Raw genomic sequence first — 17,111 nt, 5'->3', positions numbered from 1 at the left:
GTCGGGGTGCCGGCATGGGATTGCCCGCCATGGGGCTTGCAACGCCATTGGGCAGCAGCCATAGCGCCGTTGCGGCACGGCTCTTTGGCGGTGATCGCAGTGGCCTTGTGGCTCGCGACGATCTGTTGCCTGGCCGCATGGTTTATGTCGGTGCGTGCAGCGAGCCATTGCCGCTGTTGCCGGATGACATGCGCGCCTTCGATTGCCGCAACAACCGCCTGATGCTTGCCGCCACCCTGCAAATCGGCGACGCAGTGCGGCGCGCGGCGCGGCGCTATGGCCGCAGCCGTGTCGCCGTGGTGCTCGGCACCAGCACCAGCGGCATCGCCGAAGCCGAAGCCGCTTTCGCCGCGCGCCAGGGTGAGGGGGCTTGGCCATCCGGCTTCGACTACCGCCAGCAGGAAGCGGGCAGCCTTGCCACCTTCATCGCGGCAGCATTCGATCTGGCCGGTCCGGTCTATGTTGTCACCACGGCCTGCTCATCCAGCGCCAAGGTCTTTGCCTCGGCGCGCCGGCTGATCGAGGCTGGCTTCTGCGATGCTGCCATCGTTGGTGGCGCCGATACACTCTGCCGCATGACCCTGGGCGGCTTCGACGCTCTCGGCGCCCTCTCGCGCGGTTTGTGCAATCCTTTCAGCCGCCATCGTGATGGCATCAATATCGGAGAAGCTGCGGCCGCTTTCTTGCTCACGCAGGAACCGGCGGCGATCAATCTGCTCGGTGTTGGCGAAGGCTCCGATGCGCATCATATCAGCGCGCCAGACCCCAGCGGTGCCGGGGCGCGGGCTGTGATGCAGGCGGCGTTGCTGGATGCGGGCCTGGGGCCGGACCAGATTGCCTATGTGAACCTGCACGGGACCGGCACCAATTTGAACGATGCGATGGAGGCGCTGGCCATGCAGGCGGTGTTCGGCGCGCCGGTTCCGTGCAGCTCCACCAAGGCGATGACGGGCCACACGCTTGGTGCCGCCGGTGCCTGTGAGGCAGCCTTTCTTTGGCTCAGCCTGGATCGAACCAGCAATCCGGCCGGGCAGTTGCCGCCGCACCTATGGGACGGTGCGGCCGATCCTGCTTTGCCGCCGCTGCGGTTCGTGCATGCTGGTGATCGTTTGCCGGCGCCACAGGGACCGGTGGCGATGCTCAGCAATTCCTACGCTTTTGGTGGCAGCAATGCTGCGTTGATACTGGGGCGGCCATGAGCGAACTGGCCCTATATCCCGTTGCCGATCTGCTTCCGCATCGCGGCGCAATGCTCCTGCTGCAAGCGGTGGTGGCGCGCGCGCCTGAGATCATCGTCACGCGCGTGACACCACATCCGGCAATGCCTTTCTTCGTTGCCGGCCAGGGTATGCCGGCGCATGCGGCGCTGGAATGGATGGCGCAGAGCTGCGGTGCCTATATCGGCGCAGAAGCCGTCGATGCTGGCGGCGAGCCGCGCATTGGCTTTTTGCTGGGCAGCCGGAATTTCCGCTGTAGCATGCCCTGGTTCGCCCCTGATGTGGCCCTGGATATTTCGGCACAGCTCATCTTTCGTGATGGCGCCATGGGGGTGTTCGATTGCATATTACGGCTGGCGGATATTGCGGCGGCGGACGTTCCGGCCGAAATCCTGGCGACTGCCCGGCTTACCGTGTATCAGCCGCCTCTCGACGATAGCGGACCGGTTTAAGGCATGCAGCGTATCATCTTGGTTACAGGGGCCAGCAAGGGTATCGGGCGCGCCATCGCACAACGGCTCGGCGCCGATGGCTTTCATATCGCCGTCCATTATGGCCGTGACCTGGCCGGTGCCGAAGCAACCCTGGCGGCCATCACGAATGCCGGTGGCCAGGGGCATCTGCTCAGCTTTGATCTGGCTGATCGCGCCGGCTGCCGACAAATCCTGGAGGCCGAACTTGAGCGCTATGGCGCCTATTATGGTGTGGTGCTGAATGCCGGGATTGTACGCGATGCCGCTTTTCCGGCATTGTCAGAAAGTGATTGGGACAGTGTGCTGGGCACGAACCTGGATGGTTTCTTTAATGTATTGAAGCCGCTCAGCATGGCGATGATTTCTGCCCGGCGCGGTGGACGTATTGTTACGCTTTCATCGGTTTCCGGCATTGCCGGTAATCGTGGTCAGGTGAACTATAGTGCCGCCAAAGCGGGGATCATCGGCGCCACAAAAGCTTTGGCCATCGAGCTTGCCAAGCGCGCCATTACGGTGAATTGCGTGGCGCCCGGCCTGATCGATACGGCGATGCTTGATGGCGCCCCAGTGGCGGAAGCCTTAAAGCTGATCCCGATGCAGCGTATTGGCCGGCCGGAAGAGGTCGCCGCTGCTGTCGCTTTTCTCTGTTCCGACGCGGCCTCTTACATTACGCGCCAGGTTATCTCGGTGAATGGGGGCATGGTATAATGCGGCGCGTCGTTGTTACCGGTATGGGCGGGATCACGGCCCTCGGAGAAACGTGGCAGGATATTCGCGCGCGGATGCTGCGGGGTGAGACGGGGATTCGCCGCATGGCGGATTGGGATCGCTATACCGGCATCAATACGCGACTAGCGGCACCGGCAATCAGCTTCACCGGCGCAGACCGCTACCCGCGGAAGAAAACCCGCACCATGGGGCCGGTAGCCCGCATGGCGGTGTATGCCACTGAGCTGGCCTTGCGTGATGCCGGCCTGCTTGACGATCCGATTCTGCAAAACGGACGAACCGGCGTGGCCTATGGTTCCTCCTTCGGCAGTCCAGGGCCGGTACTCGGCTTCAGCGAATTGATGACCACAGGCAGTTCTAAGACGCTGAACGCCACCAGCTACATCCAGATGATGAGCCATACGGCCGCGGTGAATATCGGCCTGTTCTTCGGCCTCACCGGTCGCGTCATCACGACTTCCAGCGCCTGCACCTCGGGCAGCCAGGGTATCGGCTATGCAGCAGAAGCGATCCGCTGGGGCAAAGCCGATGTGATGGTTGCTGGCGGCGCGGAAGAATTGGATGTGACTGAGGCGGCGGTATTCGACACACTGTTCGCCACCTCAACCCGCAACGACCGGCCCGAAACCACGCCGCGGCCCTATGATCGTGATCGCGACGGGCTGGTGATCGGTGAAGGCGCCGCCACGCTCATTCTCGAAGAGCGTGAGCATGCGTTGGCGCGCGGCGCCCGCGTCCATGCGGAAATTGTCGGCTTCGCCAGCAATTCCGACGGCCATCATGTCACGCAGCCTCAGGCCAGCACCATGGCGATAGCATTGCGTGAGGCTTTGGCCGATGCCGGGCTTGCGCCACAGGCCATTGGCTGCGTGAGCGGACACGGCACCGCTACGGAATGGGGCGACATTGCGGAGACAGAGGCCACGCAGGCAGTGCTGGGCGGTTCCGTTCCGCTGCATTCCCTCAAAGGTCATTTTGGCCACAGCCTGGGTGCTTGCGGCGCCATTGAGGCGTGGCTTGGCATCGAGATGATGCAGGATGGTTGCTTCCTGCCAACCGCCAACCTGGAAAATGTCGATCCGCGTTGTGCCGAACTGGATTATATTATGGGTGCGCCGCGCGCCCTTGAGATCGAGTTTCTGATGTCCAACAATTTCGCCTTCGGCGGCATCAATACATCGCTGATTTTTCGGCGCACCATGCGCTGAGGCGGGCCACGTCCAGGCGCTGTATTTCAGGTTCCACCGTACCGAGTGCCGCGGCGAGTGCCAGAAAATGGCGCTGATCCGGCCGCATTCTCCATATCTTCCAGTGTCGAACGGTTGCGCCGGATACCACGGCATGATCCGGTTGCGCCAAGTGAATGCGGCCGAAGCCGAGGCTACGGCCCAGACCCTCGGCTTTGGACACCGCCTCCTTCACAGTCCAGAGATCAAAAAAACGCTCCACCCGCTCAGGCATCGGCAGGGGCGATAATGCCGCCGCGTCTGTTTCACCCAAACCATGGCGCAGCATCGCGTCAGATATTTCCGTGCGGTCGTTCTCCTCGATGTCGACACCTATAGTGCCTGGCGGCCCCACGGCTACCGCCACGGCATTATGTGTGTGCGACAAGCTGAACGATGGCAATGTCATGTCAGCATGCGGCAACAATTGCGGCGCGCCTTGTGCCGACACTTGGAAATGCAGGGCGTTTGGCGCCACGCCCATGGCGCTGGCCAAAGCCAGGCGGCGCAGGGCATGGGCCGCCGCATAGGCCTGGCGGTCCGCCGGGCGGAACATCCTGGCGCAGCGCATCCGTTCCACATCATCCAGCAGCACAAGCCAGCTTTGATCGGGCTCCGCGCTCACCGGCAGTATAAGTATGTGAAGCTGGAACACTGACATTTATTTTATCCGCGTGATTGCAGCGACGCGGCATAGATAGCTTCCGGAATTGCTGCCGTCATTTTTTCTATCCGGCGGCGGCAAGTGAATACACCTGCACCGTCTGATCACGGCCGCGCACCTGGGTCGGCCCTCTGTCAATGGCGCCGGCCCGGGCAGAAGCCGCCATGTCATAGGTGTTGCCGCAGATCAGGCAGGTGGTGCCGTATTCCTTGTTCAGCCGCTCCAGGCGCTGAGCCAGGTTCACGGCATCGCCATAGACGGTATAGCTCTGCCGCTCGGCACCGCCAACAGTGCCAGCCGCCACCGGCCCGGTGGCAATGCCGATGCGCAGCCGCAGCCTGTGGCCGTTGAAATCTCGCGTCACGACCAACCGCATCATGGCCTTGGCGGCTGCGACGGCACAATCGGCATAATGCTGCAAAGGCAGCGGCGCGTTGAAGGCGGCGATCACGGCATCGCCGACATAGCTGATCACCACGCCGCCATTCTGGTCGGTAATGTTAGTGGTAGCAGCAAAGAATTCGTTCAGCAGCGTTATAACCTCCGCCGGCGGCAGCGATTCTGACAGGCGGGTAAAGCCCTCGATATCGGCAAATAGCAGGCTGGCCTCCCGGGTCTGCGGTGCGAGTTGGCCGCTGCCGATGAGCTGCTCGGCAATCTGGGGCGGCACATAGCGGCCGAATAGCTGCTGAATGCGGCCGCGTTCCATATCGGCTTGCGCGCGCGCCAGCACCACGCCTCGGGCACGATATACTGCCAGGGCGGCAATGCCGGTCAGCAGGATGATCTGCACGGCTTCTGTAACCCGAACAGAAATGCCGAGGAAATTCGGGTTGAATACCACGCCATAAAAGGCAGCGCGCGACGGCGTGGCCGGCAGATCGGCGAAGCTGGAGATGTGATCCATACCGGCCATGATGGCAAGCGTCGCTCCTGTCAGGCCGGCAACGGCCCATAGCCCGGTCCAGATCACCAAGACCGGTGAGAGGGTCAGTACCGAAACCGCCACGGCCACGCTGTAATACTGGGCGCGGCTGGTGATGAAGACAAAATTCTGCGGGATGTCATCACCGGTGCTGAGCGGTATATAGACGATCGACAGGCTGATGAGACACATATCGAAGGCAAAGAAGGCGTAGCGCGCCGCCAGTTCATGGCGCGTGCCAACCAGGGCCAGAGGCGCCAGGCCGATCAGGGCAAGCAGCAGCACCACGCCGCCGGTATAGAAATTGATCGGCGGATAAAAAACGCTGAAGCAATAAATGGCGATCGGCAGCACCGCCGTGGTGCGCCCCAGCAGCGCCAGCCGGAAGCCCTGCCGCTCGGCTATGGCCAGGGCTTCGTCCACGGCAGAAAGAGCGGGTGTGCTTGTGCTGGGCTGCATCGGCACTCAATCTCCCGCCTGGCCTAAAAACCACTGTACCGGCGCCGCTTCAGCCCGGATGGTGCAACGGCGCCGGCTGCCAGCAAGCTTAATTTCTCAAGGCAACGATCACCACAGCCTTTTTTGCCTGGTGGATATGAAATTTGGATTTTGGAAATATATCATTCTAATCAAATATTTATCCTGATATTATATATGATGCCCAACAATGAGCCTGCAATGCCGCAGAAAAAAATCACATTGGGTTAAAACCCCTCTTGCTTTTGCAATTCACTCTCATTATTATCCCCTTCATAGAGAGTGCGTCGCCGAGCTGCTGGTCTGGGCGACGAGGTCCGGGGCGATGTCGTGGGGCGGCATCGCCCCGGTTTTTTTGTGTCTGGAGCTATAGTGAGCAATAAATAACCCTTATTAAATGTTAAATAAAAAATACCACAGTAAATTAATTTTATTACCCTTGACTATTCGGCCGGACAGCGTGAAATAAGCGCCAGACACCGGGCCGTAAGCTGCATCCTGATCATGCTGCTGGCTGCCCGGTAGGGGCGAGCCCATCCATGGCGATCCAGCCTGGGCTTTTCTCCTGCGGGAATTTGAGGGGCAGCTTGCGCCGTGTCTGATCCGCTAAAGCGTCACGCCGGCAGAAACCCGGATCGTGGTCCCCGTTCTGATGTCTGAGGTGCCGCCATGATTGGTTTTTTCGCCAGCCCCCTCCGCCTCTGTTGTTGTTGCGCCTGATCCCGCTCGCCCTTCGCCAGATCAAAGCCAACATCCCGATATAGAGGTTCCCCCATGTCTGAAGCCTATCTCATCGAAGCCACCGATCCATTCCAGCGCCAGGTTGATGCCGGCCTGGTGCTGCGCGAGCGTGGCGGCTTCCGTTTCTTTGCCGCCCATGCATTGTTTGCCGCCATTGAAAACCGGCTGTTCCGGCGCCCGGCCGAGGCCGAGCGCGCGGCGGCGCAATTGCTGGCGCAGGCATCGGCCCGCGAGGAAAAGAGCAGCCCGGCAGGCGGGCGCGATGCCGCATCGCTGGCCGACCCGCTGGCCCTGCCGCCGGATTGGCAGGTCGCGCCCAGCCTGCTGTCGCTCAGCCTGCTGCCTTTTGATCGCTGAATAGCTGTAGCAATATCAGCCCGGTGCCGCCAAAGCATTGGCTTAACGGCGGCACCGGGCGCGAGGTTTATTTTCCATGATCCAGCTTCAAAACATCACCAAGAGTTATGTCACGCCGCAAGGCCCGGTTGTGGCGCTGAGCGATATCGACCTGAGCATCCGCGAAGGCGAAATCTTCGGCATCATCGGCAAAAGCGGCGCTGGCAAATCCACGCTGATCCGCCTGATCAATCTGCTGGAGCGGCCGGACCGCGGCAATGTCCGGGTCGGCGGCCGTGACCTGACGGCTTTGCCGCCGGCATCTTTGCGCCGCGCCCGGCACGAGATCGGCATGATCTTCCAGCATTTCAACCTGCTCTCGACACGCAGTGTGTATGACAATGTGGCCTTGCCGCTGGAATTGCGCGGCGAAAGCCGCAAGGGCATCCAGGCCATTGTCGAGCCGTTGCTTGATCTGGTTGGCCTGGCCGACAAGCGCGAACGGTTTCCGGCGGAATTATCGGGCGGGCAGAAGCAGCGTGTCGGCATCGCCCGCGCCCTGGCCAACCAGCCGCGTGTGCTGCTTTCGGACGAGGCGACTTCGGCGCTTGATCCCGAGACAACCCGCTCGATCCTGGGTTTGCTCAAGGATATCAATGCGCGGCTTGGCCTCACCATCGTGCTGATCACGCATGAGATGAGTGTGATCAAGGAAGTGGCTGATCGGGTGGCCGTGCTGGAGCAGGGCCGCATCATCGAGCAAGGCCCGGTCTATGATGTGTTCACCGCGCCGCAGGCGCCGACCACGCAGCGTTTTGTGGCTGAACTGGTGGGCGGCGACCTGCCGCCAAGCCTGCAACGCCTGATCGCCGATGCGGCACCGGCAGGCCTCGGCAATGGTCAGCAGCGCCGCGTGCTGCGCATGCGCTTCACTGGCGGCAATGCCGAAAGCCCGGTTCTGTCGGCGCTGATCCGCCGCTTCGATCTGGATTTCAACCTGCTGCATGGCCGCCTGGATGAAATCCAGGGCCGGCCCTTCGGCAATCTGGTGGTGGAATTGCGCGGCGCGCCGGCACAGCTTGATGCCGCCACCCAGTATCTGGCCGGGCAGCAGCTTGGTGTAGAAACCCTCTCGGAAAAGGAGATCGGCGATGTCGTCCGCCTTGCTCGCGCTGCTGGTTGATGCGCTGATTGAAACCGCGCTGATGGTTGGCGTGTCCGGCCTGATCGCGGCCCTACTCGGCCTGCCGCTGGGTGTTGTGCTGGTGGTGACGGATCGTGGCCATATCCTGCAAAACCTGCCGCTCAACCGTGTGCTGGGCGCCTTGGTCAATGCGGCGCGCTCCACGCCCTTCATCATCCTGATGGTGGCGGTGATCCCGTTCACCCGCCTAGTGGTTGGCACGTCGATCGGCACGCTGGCGGCGATCGTGCCGCTCACCATTGCGGCGGTTCCGTTCATCGCCCGGTTGGTGGAAACCGCCCTCCGCGAAGTGCCGCGTGGCCTGATCGAAGCCGCCGAAGCAATGGGCGCCACGCCCTGGCAGATCGTGCGCAAAGTGCTGGTGCCCGAGGCGCTGCCCGGTATTGTTGCCGGCTTCACCATCACCCTGGTCAGCCTGATCGGTTATTCGGCGATGGCCGGCGCAGTTGGCGGCGGCGGCCTTGGCGATCTCGGTATCCGCTATGGCTACCAGCGTTTCCAGCCTGAAGTGATGGCCGCCGTGGTGATCGTGCTGATCGTCTTTGTGCAGGGTGTGCAGTCGCTCGGCGACCGCTTGGTGCGCCGCCTGGCGCATCGCTAACCGCAGTTCATTTCCAGAGTAACAATGTCTCGCAAACAAAGACCAAGAAAGGTGCTTCCCATGTCCACCCGTCGTTTCCTGCTCGCTGCCGGCTTGGCCGCGCTGCTTATTCCCACCCTGGGCCAAGCCCAGGACAAGCCGATCAAGGTTGGCGTCACCCCCGGCCCGCATGCCCAGATTCTTGATGTGGTGAAGCAGGTCGCGGCGCGTGACGGGCTGCAAATCCAGATCATCGAATTCAGCGATTATGTGCAGCCCAATGCCGCGCTGAATGTCGGCGACCTGGATGCCAATTCCTTCCAGCACCAGCCCTATCTGGATAACCAGATCAAGGATCGCGGCTACAAGCTGCTCACCGTGGCGCAGACCGTGGTGTTCCCGATGGGCGTCTATTCCAAGAAGGTGAAGAGCCTGGCCGACCTGCCGAACGGCGCCCGCATCGGCATCCCGAACGATCCCACCAATGGCGGCCGCGCCCTGCTGCTGCTGCAAAGCGCCGGTGCCATCAAGCTCAATCCGGCCGCCGGACTGAAGGCCTCGCCGCTGGATGTGACGGAGAACCTGAAGAAGTATCGCATTGTCGAACTGGATGCGGCGCAATTGCCGCGCGCGCTCGACGAGCTGGATGCGGCGGCAGTGAACACCAATTACGCCATTCCCGCCGGTTTGCAGCCGACCCGCGATGCCATCGCCATCGAGGATGCCCGCTCGCCTTACATGAATATCCTGGTGGTGCAGGAAAAGGACAAGGACAAGCCCTTTGTCGCCAAGCTGGTGAAGGCCTATCGCTCGCCGGAAGTGAAGGATTTTGTCGAGACCAAATTCCAGAAGGCGGTTGCCACCGCCTGGTAAGCCAAACGCCCGCCATTCCCCAGATTGGATAGGAATGGCGGGCAAAGCTTATGGCGCCTGCCGCGCCCGTTTCACCAGCCGCACCAGCTCCACGCGGGCGCCTTCGGCATCACGCACCGGCTTGTCGAAGGCCAGGCGCGCCAATAGGCCCTCCGGGCTGATCAGGTCGGCGCCTTCGGGGTCGACACCACAAAGCTGCCAGCCTTCGCCGCCAAGGCCGAGCAGCTTGCCGGCATAAAGCTGCACCGCATCGGCATGATCGTCATTCATATGCGCCACGATGCCGGCCTCGGCTTCGGCCAAGGCCGCCCAGTCTGCCGTATAGCGGTAATCGTCGAACCAGTGGATGCGGCCAAAGCCGGCGACGATATGGGCGCGGCTGACAGTCAGTTTGTAAAAAGCAAAATCCTTGAAATCGGCATACAGGGCCGCGCCCGGATGGCGCGCCAGGAAACGGGCGCGGTGGCGCGGATCCTCGGTCAGTTCGGCCCGCGCCAGCAGGGTGGCGCGCGGGCCGGTCAGCGGCTCGGCATAGCCCTCGGTGCCGTCGCAAAGCAGGCTCACCTCGGGCGCTGCCAGGATGTTGCGGGTATGCTCGGCCAGTTGCGAAATCAACAAGAGCGGCGTCGCGTCGTGGTCAAACGCCACCAGCACCAGCGAGGCATAAGGCAGCGCAGGCCCACCCGGTTCGGCTGGCTGAAGCATTGTCGCCAGCACCGCCTTGCGGCAGGCGCGGGCCAGGGCGCGGGCCTGTTGGGCGGGGCTGGGCTTGGCGGCGGCTTGGGCTGGATCAGTCATTTGTCCGGCTTGTTTTGTTTGAGTTTCAATCGCAACAACGCCAAGAGGATAGCTTAGCCGCACGGCTTCGGCAAAGGCTGAGGGGCTCAGCGATACGCGACAAAAAAGCGCGGATGGATGCAGTCGGCGTTAAAAATGCTCGGAACGTGCCACGTCAACATCGGACAGGTAGACGATGCCGGTCACGTTTGGGAAGCGGGTGTGGAAGCCAAGCAGGATTTGCTGTGCCAGATTTTCCGGCGCGATGGCGATGATCAGCACATTCTCGAACACTTTGGTCACGTCATCGGTCAGACGTTCGCCGCGATGCCCGCCGCCGGAGACACGCGGGATCAGGCTATAGCCGCGCACCCCTTTTTCGCCCAGCCAGTCGATCACCGCCCGTGCCAGGGGCGCTTCGACAATCACCTCGATCTTGCGCCGGCGATGGATTTCCGTGCTCATGTCAATCTCCCGCCACAAGCCGCGCCGCGCTCAAATAAAGCGGCAGGCCGATTGCCACATTAAACGGGAAGGTCACTGCCAGCGAAAGTGTAACTGACAGGGCCGGATTGGCCGCCGGCAATGCCAGGCGCAAAGCTGCCGGCACGGCTATGTAGGAAGCCGAGGCCGCCAGCACCGAAAGCAGCGTGATGCCGCCGAGGCTGAGGCCAAGAAGCTTGCCGAGGCCCAGGCCGAGCATGGCGCCGAGCAACGGCATGACGATGCCAAAAAGCAGCAGGGCCGGTTTCAAGCCGCGCGCTGCACGGCCCTGACGCACGGCTACAAGGCCCATATCCAGCAGAAACAGACAGAGCGCGCCATTGAACAGATCCTGCACGAATGGCTTCACTTTTACCATGCCGGCATCGCCAGTGATCCAGCCGATGGCGAAGCCGCCGAGCAGCAGCATCACCGAACCGTTCACCAGCACTTCACGCAGGAAACTGCCGCGCTCATGCTGTGATGCGCTGCCATGCTGGCTGCGGGCCGCGCCAGCCAGCAGCAGGCCGCTGATAATCGCCGGTGTCTCCATCAGCGCCAGCATCGCCACGAGATGGCCCTCAAAGGCGATATCGCGGCTGCGCAGGAATTCCGCCGCCGTAACGAAAGTGACAACGCTGACCGAGCCATAATGCGCCGCGATGGCACCGGCATTCAGCCGGTCAAGCCGCCATAATCCACGCAGCAGCAGGAAAGCGAGCAACGGCTGGGCAAAGCTGAGAGCAAGTGCTGCGAACATGCCCAGCGCCACCGTACCGCCGGCCGCGCCCTGCATCGCTGTGCCGCCTTTGAAGCCGATGGCAAACATCAGGTAAATCGCCAGGGCGCGGGCCGCGCCTTCGGGGATTTCCAGATCGGAACGCAGCAAGGCGGCGATGGCTCCCAGCGCGAAGCACAGGATCATCGGTGACAGCAGGTTGCCGGCAGCAAGCGAGAGGAAGTCGGTCATGGCGCGCACCATACTCAAGGCGCGATGAAGCGATAGGCGTATTCTTTTACCCACGTCTCCGGGTTGGAGCGAGGCAAACGAGGTATCGCGTTACCTGCCTTGGTAACGCGATACCTCCATGGCGTTAGGGCAGCAGAATGGTGCTGCCGGTGGTCTTGCGCGCTTCCAGGTCGATATGCGCCTGCACGGCATCCTTCAGCGCATAGGTCTGGTTGATCTCGATCTTGACGATGCCCTTGCCCACCACATCGAACAGGGCGGCGGCCGAAGCTTCCAGCCAGTCGCGCCGGGCGACATAGGTCATCAGGGTCGGGCGGGTGAAGAACAGGCTGCCCTTGGCCGACAGCATGCCGGCTTCCACCGGCGGGATCGGGCCGGAAGCGTTGCCGAAGCTGACCATCATGCCAAGCGGTTGCAGGCAATCCAGCGACGCCGGCCAGGTGCTCTTGCCAACCGAGTCATACACCACCGGCACGCCCTTGCCGCCGGTGATTTCCTTGACCCGCTCAACGAAGTTTTCCGTCGAATAATTGATCACATGGTCGCAGCCATGCGCCTTAGCCAGTTCGGCCTTTTCATCGCTGCCCACAGTGCCGATCACGGTGGCGCCGAGATGCTTGGCCCATTGGCAGGCGATCAGGCCGACGCCGCCGGCGGCGGCATGCCACAGGATGGTGTCGCCTGGCTTCACCTTGAAGGTGCGCAGCAGCAGGTATTCGGCAGTCATGCCCTTGAGCATGATGGCGGCGGCTACATTGTCGCTGACGCTATCGGGCAGCTTCACCAGCTTGTCGGCCGGGGCGAGGCGCTCCTCGGCATAGGAACCCAGGATCGAGGCATAGGCCACGCGGTCGCCGACGGCAAAGCCGCTGACGCCCTCGCCCAGAGCCGTGATCACGCCGGCGCCTTCCATGCCGATGCCGGAGGGCAGCGGCAGCGGATAAAGCCCGGTGCGGTGATAGGTGTCGAGATAATTCAGGCCGATGGCGGTGGCTTTGAGCCGCACCTGGCCCGGGCCGGGCGCGCCCACTTCCACGTCTTCCCACTGCATCACATCCGGCCCGCCGGTCTTATGGAAGCGGATTGCTTTCACCATGATAGAAGTCCCCCTTAAGCGCTCAAAAAGTTTGCGGCGCCCAGATAGGGCGCCGCGCCAGAACCGACAAGTGGCCTCAGGCCAGATGCTGCTTGAAGAAAGCGCTGGTGCGCTGGTTGGCCAGATCGGCCGAGGCCTTGTCGTAATGTTCGCCGCCAATACGGGCAAAGGCATGGTCCTGGCCGACATAATCATGCCGGGTCACCAGCGGATACCCCTTCAGCCCCTCGGCGATCAGGGCTTGGGCATCCTTGGGCACAAACTTGTCCTCGGTGGCGCAATGCAGCAGCAGCGGCTTCTTGATCTGCGCGGCTTCATCCAGGTGATTTTGCAGATACACGCCATAGAAACCGGTGCTGCAATCCACGTCGCTGCGTGTTGCCATCAGATAGGCCAGGCGGCCGCCCAGACAGTAGCCCACGGCGCCGACCTTGCCGGTGGCGCCGGGCAGGCCGCGCAAAACCGGCAGGGCGGCCTTGAGGTCTGCCACGCCTTTGTCCAGATCAAACTGGCCAAAAAGCTGGAAGGCGCGCTGCAAATCCGGCTCGATCCGGTCATCCAGCATCAGGCCCGGCTCAATGCGCCAGAACAGGTCTGGGCAGAGCGCATAATAACCCTGGCGGGCCAGATCGTCGCAGATGCCGCGCATCACCGTGTTGATGCCGAAGATTTCCTGGATCACCAGCACGCCGGGGCCTTGGCGGCTGGCCGGCTCGGCCAGATAGGCGTTAAAATTGCCGCCGTCTTGCGCGGCGATACTGATCATGCGTGGCATGGAAACCTCCCTGAAGTGTCATTGCGATTGTTGCCAAGCTTATAGTCTGGCGGGCAGAGACGGCAAGGCAGGGTGGTCAAACAGCCGTGGCGCCGGAATAGGAAAACAGCGGCAGATCAAACAGGCTGGGCTGGCGGCGCGGCATGGCGGCGTCGTTTTCCAGGGCCAGCAGGCGGCGCTTGGTGGCAATGCCGCCCAGGCCGGAAAAGCCGCCCAGGCCGTTTTCCGCCAATACACGATGGCATGGCACGATGATCGGCAGCGGATTGGCGCCGCAGGCCATGCCCACTGCGCGGGCCGAGCTTTTCAGTGCCCGGGCGATTTCGCCATAGGTCATCGTCTCGCCATAGGGAATGGCTTGCAAGGCGCGCCAGACGCGGATCTGGAAATCGGTGCCGCGCGGCATCGCCGCCAGATCGAAGCGTTTCAGCCGGCCGTCAAAATAATCCTCAAGCTGCTCGGCGGCGGCAGAGAGCAACGGGCTGGGGCCGTCGCTTTCGGGCAGCCGACCCCAATCCAGCGCCACCAAGGCGGCATCACGTTCGGTCAGGGTCAGCGGGCCGAAGGGCGATTGCGTCACCAAACGGCGAATCGAAGGTTCCATGGTCCCGATTCTGGCCCCCGCCTAGGAAAAAAGCCAGGGGATAAATATGTCTGGGCCGGTCAGCCGAAGGGATTGACCACGCTCAGCCCGTCAAAATGCCGGCCATGCTGCAAATCCTCGGTATAGAGCAGGGCGCAGCCGGCAAGTTGGGCCGCAGCAACGATATTGGCATCATAGATATGCAGGTTATGCGCCCAAGCCAAGGAAAAGGCGCGTTGCTGGGTCTCGCTGTTGAGTGGCAGTGGTTCGCCACAGAACAGTCTGATGCTGGTCAGTGCCGTTTCGATACGGTCCCAAGGCATATTCAGCTTACTGCGAGTCACAGCGCAGAATTCGTTCAATACCTGCACGCTGACCAATCCGCCGGCCACCACCAAATCTTCCGCTATGCCAGTGCGACGTGGATCGTCAGTGTAGGCATAGATCAGGATGTTGGTGTCGAAGAAGGCGCGTTCAGCGCTCATTGGCCTCTTCACGGTTAAATTTGAAGCCGGGCGGTAGCGGCTTGCGCAACTTGTGCATGATCTCCAATGCCTCTTCGCGGGTCATCTTGCGCCCCAGCGCGACATCGTTTCGGCCATGGACATGGATATTGATATCGTCGCCGGGCTTGAGATCCAGCGCCTGCACCACCGCACTCGGCAGCCTGATGGCCAGGCTGTTGCCCCATTTCGCCACACGCATTGCCAAGCTCCAGGATATACGTTTCAGACAATGTATATCCTAAGCATCGGCCAAAGCATCTGCAAGGGCGGCTTTCCTCAAGCCGGGCAGGGGCTTATATAAGGGCCACCGGTTTTCAGAGGCTTTCCCATGTCCGATCAACAAACCCCCGTCACCGTGCTCACCGGCTATCTTGGCGCCGGCAAGACCACCCTGCTCAATCGCATCCTGACCGAGCCGCACGGCAAAAAATATGCCGTCATCATCAATGAATTCGGCGAAGTGGGCATCGATAACGACCTGGTGGTGGATGCCGACGAGGAAGTCTTCGAGATGAATAACGGCTGCATCTGCTGCACCGTGCGCGGCGACCTGATCCGCATCATTGAAGGGCTGTGGAAGCGTAAGGACCGTTTCGACGGCATCATCGTGGAAACCACCGGCCTGGCCGATCCCGGCCCGGTGGCGCAGACCTTTTTTGTTGACGACGACGTGTCGCGCCGCACCAAACTCGATTCCATCGTCACCGTGGTGGATGCGCGCCACCTGCTGCTGCGCCTGGCCGATAGCCGCGAGGCGCAGGAGCAGATCGCCTTCGCCGATGTGATCCTGCTGAACAAGACCGATCTGGTGACGCCGGGCGAACTGGCCCTGGTGGAGCGCCGCATCCGTGCCATCAACAGCCTGGCGCCGATCCACCGCACCGAGAAATGCGCCATCCCGCTGGATCTGATCCTGGATCGCGGCGCCTTTGACCTGCAACGTATCCTGGCCATCGAGCCGGGCTTCCTGTCGAAGGAACTTGGTCATGACCACGGCCATGATCATGGGCACGGCCACGCCCACGACCATGGGCACGATCATGCGCATTGCGACGATCCCGACCATGTGCATGACGCGCATTGCGGCCACGACCATCATCATCACGACCACGACCACGATCATGGCCATGACCATGTGCATGATCTATCCGTGATCAGCCATTCCTTCACCCTGGATCAGCCGGTTGATGTGAAGAAATTCGATGCCTGGATCAGTGATCTGCTGGCCAATCAGGGCCCGGATATCCTGCGCGCCAAAGGCATTCTGGATTTTGCCGGCGAGAGCCAGCGGTTTGTTTTCCAGGCCGTGCACATGATCCGCGATGGTGATTTCCAGCGCCCGTGGAAGCCGGATGAGAAGCGCTTCAGCCGCGTGGTGTTCATCGGCCGCAAGCTGGATGCGGCCAAGCTGAAGGCCGGCTTCGAGGCTTGCCGTGCCTGACAATACCGACGCTCAACCCAAGCTTGGCTACAAAGCCTATCTGTGGAATTTTGATGCGCCGGTGATCGGCACCGTGTTGCTGGATGGTGTTGCCGGCTTCGGCCTGGGCGATGGCAGTATCGGCCTGCGTGACCTGTCGGCGCCAGACCAGCCGCAGACCGAGCGGCGCCGGCCACATGCCGCCGGCCTGCTCAGCTTTGCCGCCGCGCCGGATGATCGTGGCTTCATTTCCGGCGGTGATGACGGCAAGCTGGTCTATACGCCGCTGGACGGCGAAGCGCGTATTCTTGCCGAACGGCCGCGCAAATGGATCGAGCAGATTGCCGTGGCGGCGGAAGGCGGGCTGATCGCCTTCGGCGCCGGCAAGGAAGCCGGCCTGGTTGACCTGCGCGGCAAGATCAATGCGTCGATCACCGATCATCCCAGCACGGTGGCCGGCCTGGCCTTCAACCCGAAAGGCAAGCGGCTGGCGGTGGCGCATTACAACGGTGTCACGCTGTGGTGGGCCAAAGAGGGTGTCCAGACGCCGAAACGCCTGGAATGGCGTGGCAGCCATGTGGCGCTGACCTGGAGCCCCAATGGCCGCTTCATCATCACAGCAACGCAGGAAAACGAATTGCATGGCTGGCGCACCGAGGATTTCGCCGACATGCGCATGAGCGGCTATCCGGCCAAGCCGCGCAACCTGAGCTGGTCGGCCGATGGCAAATGGCTCGCCAGCAGCGGCGCCGAAGCGGTGATCTGCTGGCATTGCGGCGGCAAGGGGCCGATGGGTTCAACGCCGCTGGAAATGAACCAGGGCCTGCTGGTCACTGCCGTGGCCTTTCATCCCAAACTCAATATCCTGGCTTCCGGCGATGCCGAAGGCGGGCTGACGCTGGGCCGTATTTCCGATGAGCGCAGCATTCCGCTGGAAAAACTCGGGCCGGCACCGATTGCCTGCATGAGCTGGAGCCGCGATGGCCGCTGGCTGGCACTTGGCTGCGAAGATGGTGCCGCCGCGCTGATCGATTTTGAAAGCTGAGGAATCTGCCA

At 62.1% G+C, this 17,111-nt stretch carries 20 protein-coding genes; 10 read left to right on the top strand and 10 right to left on the bottom strand.

Translation table 11 applies throughout. The annotated features are described in order from the left end of the window. The first annotated feature begins 14 nt into the window (after positions 1-14). The 4 genes from KBB36_RS03080 to KBB36_RS03065 are packed head-to-tail and all read left to right on the top strand — an operon-like array spanning position 15 to position 3,627. On the top strand, positions 15-1,199 hold the full coding sequence (locus tag KBB36_RS03080) for a beta-ketoacyl-[acyl-carrier-protein] synthase family protein (RefSeq protein WP_290976719.1): 1,185 nt from the start codon (positions 15-17) through the stop codon (positions 1,197-1,199). Beyond that, positions 1,196-1,669, top strand: coding sequence for a hypothetical protein (locus tag KBB36_RS03075; RefSeq protein WP_290976716.1), 474 nt, complete (start codon positions 1,196-1,198; stop codon positions 1,667-1,669). The genes KBB36_RS03080 and KBB36_RS03075 overlap by 4 nt, the downstream gene beginning before the upstream one ends. A 3-nt stretch (positions 1,670-1,672) precedes the next feature. After that, on the top strand, positions 1,673-2,398 hold the full coding sequence (locus KBB36_RS03070) for a 3-ketoacyl-ACP reductase FabG2 (RefSeq protein WP_290976713.1): 726 nt from the start codon (positions 1,673-1,675) through the stop codon (positions 2,396-2,398). After that, entirely contained in the window at positions 2,398-3,627 is a 1,230-nt protein-coding gene (locus tag KBB36_RS03065) for a beta-ketoacyl-ACP synthase (RefSeq protein WP_290976711.1), read from the top strand. Before KBB36_RS03070 ends, KBB36_RS03065 begins: the two co-directional genes overlap by 1 nt. On the opposite strand, the gene KBB36_RS03060 is transcribed toward KBB36_RS03065, so the two are convergent. Together KBB36_RS03060 and KBB36_RS03055 are read right to left on the bottom strand one after the other, a co-directional pair. Then, positions 3,590-4,270: a 4'-phosphopantetheinyl transferase superfamily protein gene (locus KBB36_RS03060; protein WP_290976708.1), complete on the bottom strand. Its 681-nt coding sequence runs from the start codon at positions 4,268-4,270 to the stop codon at positions 3,590-3,592. The two genes, KBB36_RS03065 and KBB36_RS03060, sit on opposite strands and share 38 nt — an antisense overlap. A 103-nt stretch (positions 4,271-4,373) precedes the next feature. Then, positions 4,374-5,693, bottom strand: a complete 1,320-nt coding sequence (locus KBB36_RS03055) for an adenylate/guanylate cyclase domain-containing protein (protein ID WP_290976705.1) — start codon at positions 5,691-5,693, stop codon at positions 4,374-4,376. Positions 5,694-6,485: 792 nt separating this feature from the next. Here KBB36_RS03055 and KBB36_RS03050 point away from each other — a divergent pair. The 4 genes from KBB36_RS03050 (at position 6,486) to KBB36_RS03035 (ending at position 9,445) form a co-directional block, all read left to right on the top strand. Beyond that, the gene (locus KBB36_RS03050) at positions 6,486-6,809 is read left to right on the top strand and encodes a hypothetical protein (protein ID WP_290976702.1); all 324 of its coding nucleotides are present in this window, start codon (positions 6,486-6,488) and stop codon (positions 6,807-6,809) included. A gap of 76 nt (positions 6,810-6,885) precedes the next feature. Then, a complete protein-coding gene (locus KBB36_RS03045) occupies positions 6,886-7,971 on the top strand; it encodes a methionine ABC transporter ATP-binding protein (RefSeq protein ID WP_290976700.1) in 1,086 nt (361 codons plus the stop codon). Further along, on the top strand, positions 7,940-8,593 hold the full coding sequence (locus KBB36_RS03040; protein WP_290976698.1) for a methionine ABC transporter permease: 654 nt from the start codon (positions 7,940-7,942) through the stop codon (positions 8,591-8,593). The genes KBB36_RS03045 and KBB36_RS03040 overlap by 32 nt, the downstream gene beginning before the upstream one ends. 60 nt (positions 8,594-8,653) lie before the next feature. Next, complete coding sequence (locus KBB36_RS03035) at positions 8,654-9,445, top strand: MetQ/NlpA family ABC transporter substrate-binding protein (RefSeq protein WP_290976696.1); 792 nt, start codon at positions 8,654-8,656, stop codon at positions 9,443-9,445. A 48-nt stretch (positions 9,446-9,493) separates the two neighbouring features. Here KBB36_RS03035 and KBB36_RS03030 read toward each other — a convergent pair whose 3' ends face one another. The 8 genes from KBB36_RS03030 to KBB36_RS02995 form a co-directional block, all read right to left on the bottom strand. Beyond that, positions 9,494-10,243: a DUF2470 domain-containing protein gene (locus tag KBB36_RS03030; protein ID WP_290976695.1), complete on the bottom strand. Its 750-nt coding sequence runs from the start codon at positions 10,241-10,243 to the stop codon at positions 9,494-9,496. 129 nt (positions 10,244-10,372) lie between these two features. Further along, a complete protein-coding gene (locus KBB36_RS03025) occupies positions 10,373-10,687 on the bottom strand; it encodes a hypothetical protein (RefSeq protein WP_290976693.1) in 315 nt (104 codons plus the stop codon). Between the two features lies 1 nt (position 10,688). Then, positions 10,689-11,675, bottom strand: a complete 987-nt coding sequence (locus tag KBB36_RS03020) for a sodium-dependent bicarbonate transport family permease (RefSeq protein WP_290976692.1) — start codon at positions 11,673-11,675, stop codon at positions 10,689-10,691. Positions 11,676-11,799: 124 nt separating this feature from the next. Then, positions 11,800-12,771, bottom strand: coding sequence for a quinone oxidoreductase (locus KBB36_RS03015; protein WP_290976690.1), 972 nt, complete (start codon positions 12,769-12,771; stop codon positions 11,800-11,802). Positions 12,772-12,847: 76 nt separating this feature from the next. Then, positions 12,848-13,546 (bottom strand): dienelactone hydrolase family protein, encoded by a 699-nt coding sequence (locus tag KBB36_RS03010; RefSeq protein ID WP_290976688.1) that lies wholly within the window; start codon positions 13,544-13,546, stop codon positions 12,848-12,850. A gap of 76 nt (positions 13,547-13,622) precedes the next feature. Further along, positions 13,623-14,150, bottom strand: a complete 528-nt coding sequence (locus tag KBB36_RS03005; protein ID WP_290976686.1) for a methylated-DNA--[protein]-cysteine S-methyltransferase — start codon at positions 14,148-14,150, stop codon at positions 13,623-13,625. Positions 14,151-14,209: 59 nt separating this feature from the next. Next, positions 14,210-14,614 (bottom strand): PIN domain-containing protein, encoded by a 405-nt coding sequence (locus KBB36_RS03000; RefSeq protein WP_290976684.1) that lies wholly within the window; start codon positions 14,612-14,614, stop codon positions 14,210-14,212. Beyond that, on the bottom strand, positions 14,604-14,834 hold the full coding sequence (locus tag KBB36_RS02995) for an AbrB/MazE/SpoVT family DNA-binding domain-containing protein (protein WP_290976681.1): 231 nt from the start codon (positions 14,832-14,834) through the stop codon (positions 14,604-14,606). Before KBB36_RS02995 ends, KBB36_RS03000 begins: the two co-directional genes overlap by 11 nt. A gap of 129 nt (positions 14,835-14,963) precedes the next feature. Between KBB36_RS02995 and KBB36_RS02990 the strand changes: the two genes are divergently transcribed. Together KBB36_RS02990 and KBB36_RS02985 are read left to right on the top strand one after the other, a co-directional pair. Continuing rightward, positions 14,964-16,076, top strand: a complete 1,113-nt coding sequence (locus tag KBB36_RS02990) for a GTP-binding protein (protein ID WP_290976678.1) — start codon at positions 14,964-14,966, stop codon at positions 16,074-16,076. Beyond that, on the top strand, positions 16,069-17,100 hold the full coding sequence (locus tag KBB36_RS02985) for a WD40 repeat domain-containing protein (protein ID WP_290976675.1): 1,032 nt from the start codon (positions 16,069-16,071) through the stop codon (positions 17,098-17,100). Before KBB36_RS02990 ends, KBB36_RS02985 begins: the two co-directional genes overlap by 8 nt. Positions 17,101-17,111: the final 11 nt, after the last annotated feature.

Source organism: Ferrovibrio sp. (genome assembly GCF_017994015.1).
Lineage (GTDB): Bacteria > Pseudomonadota > Alphaproteobacteria > Ferrovibrionales > Ferrovibrionaceae > Ferrovibrio.
This window is presented reverse-complemented; position numbering and strand designations above follow the sequence as displayed.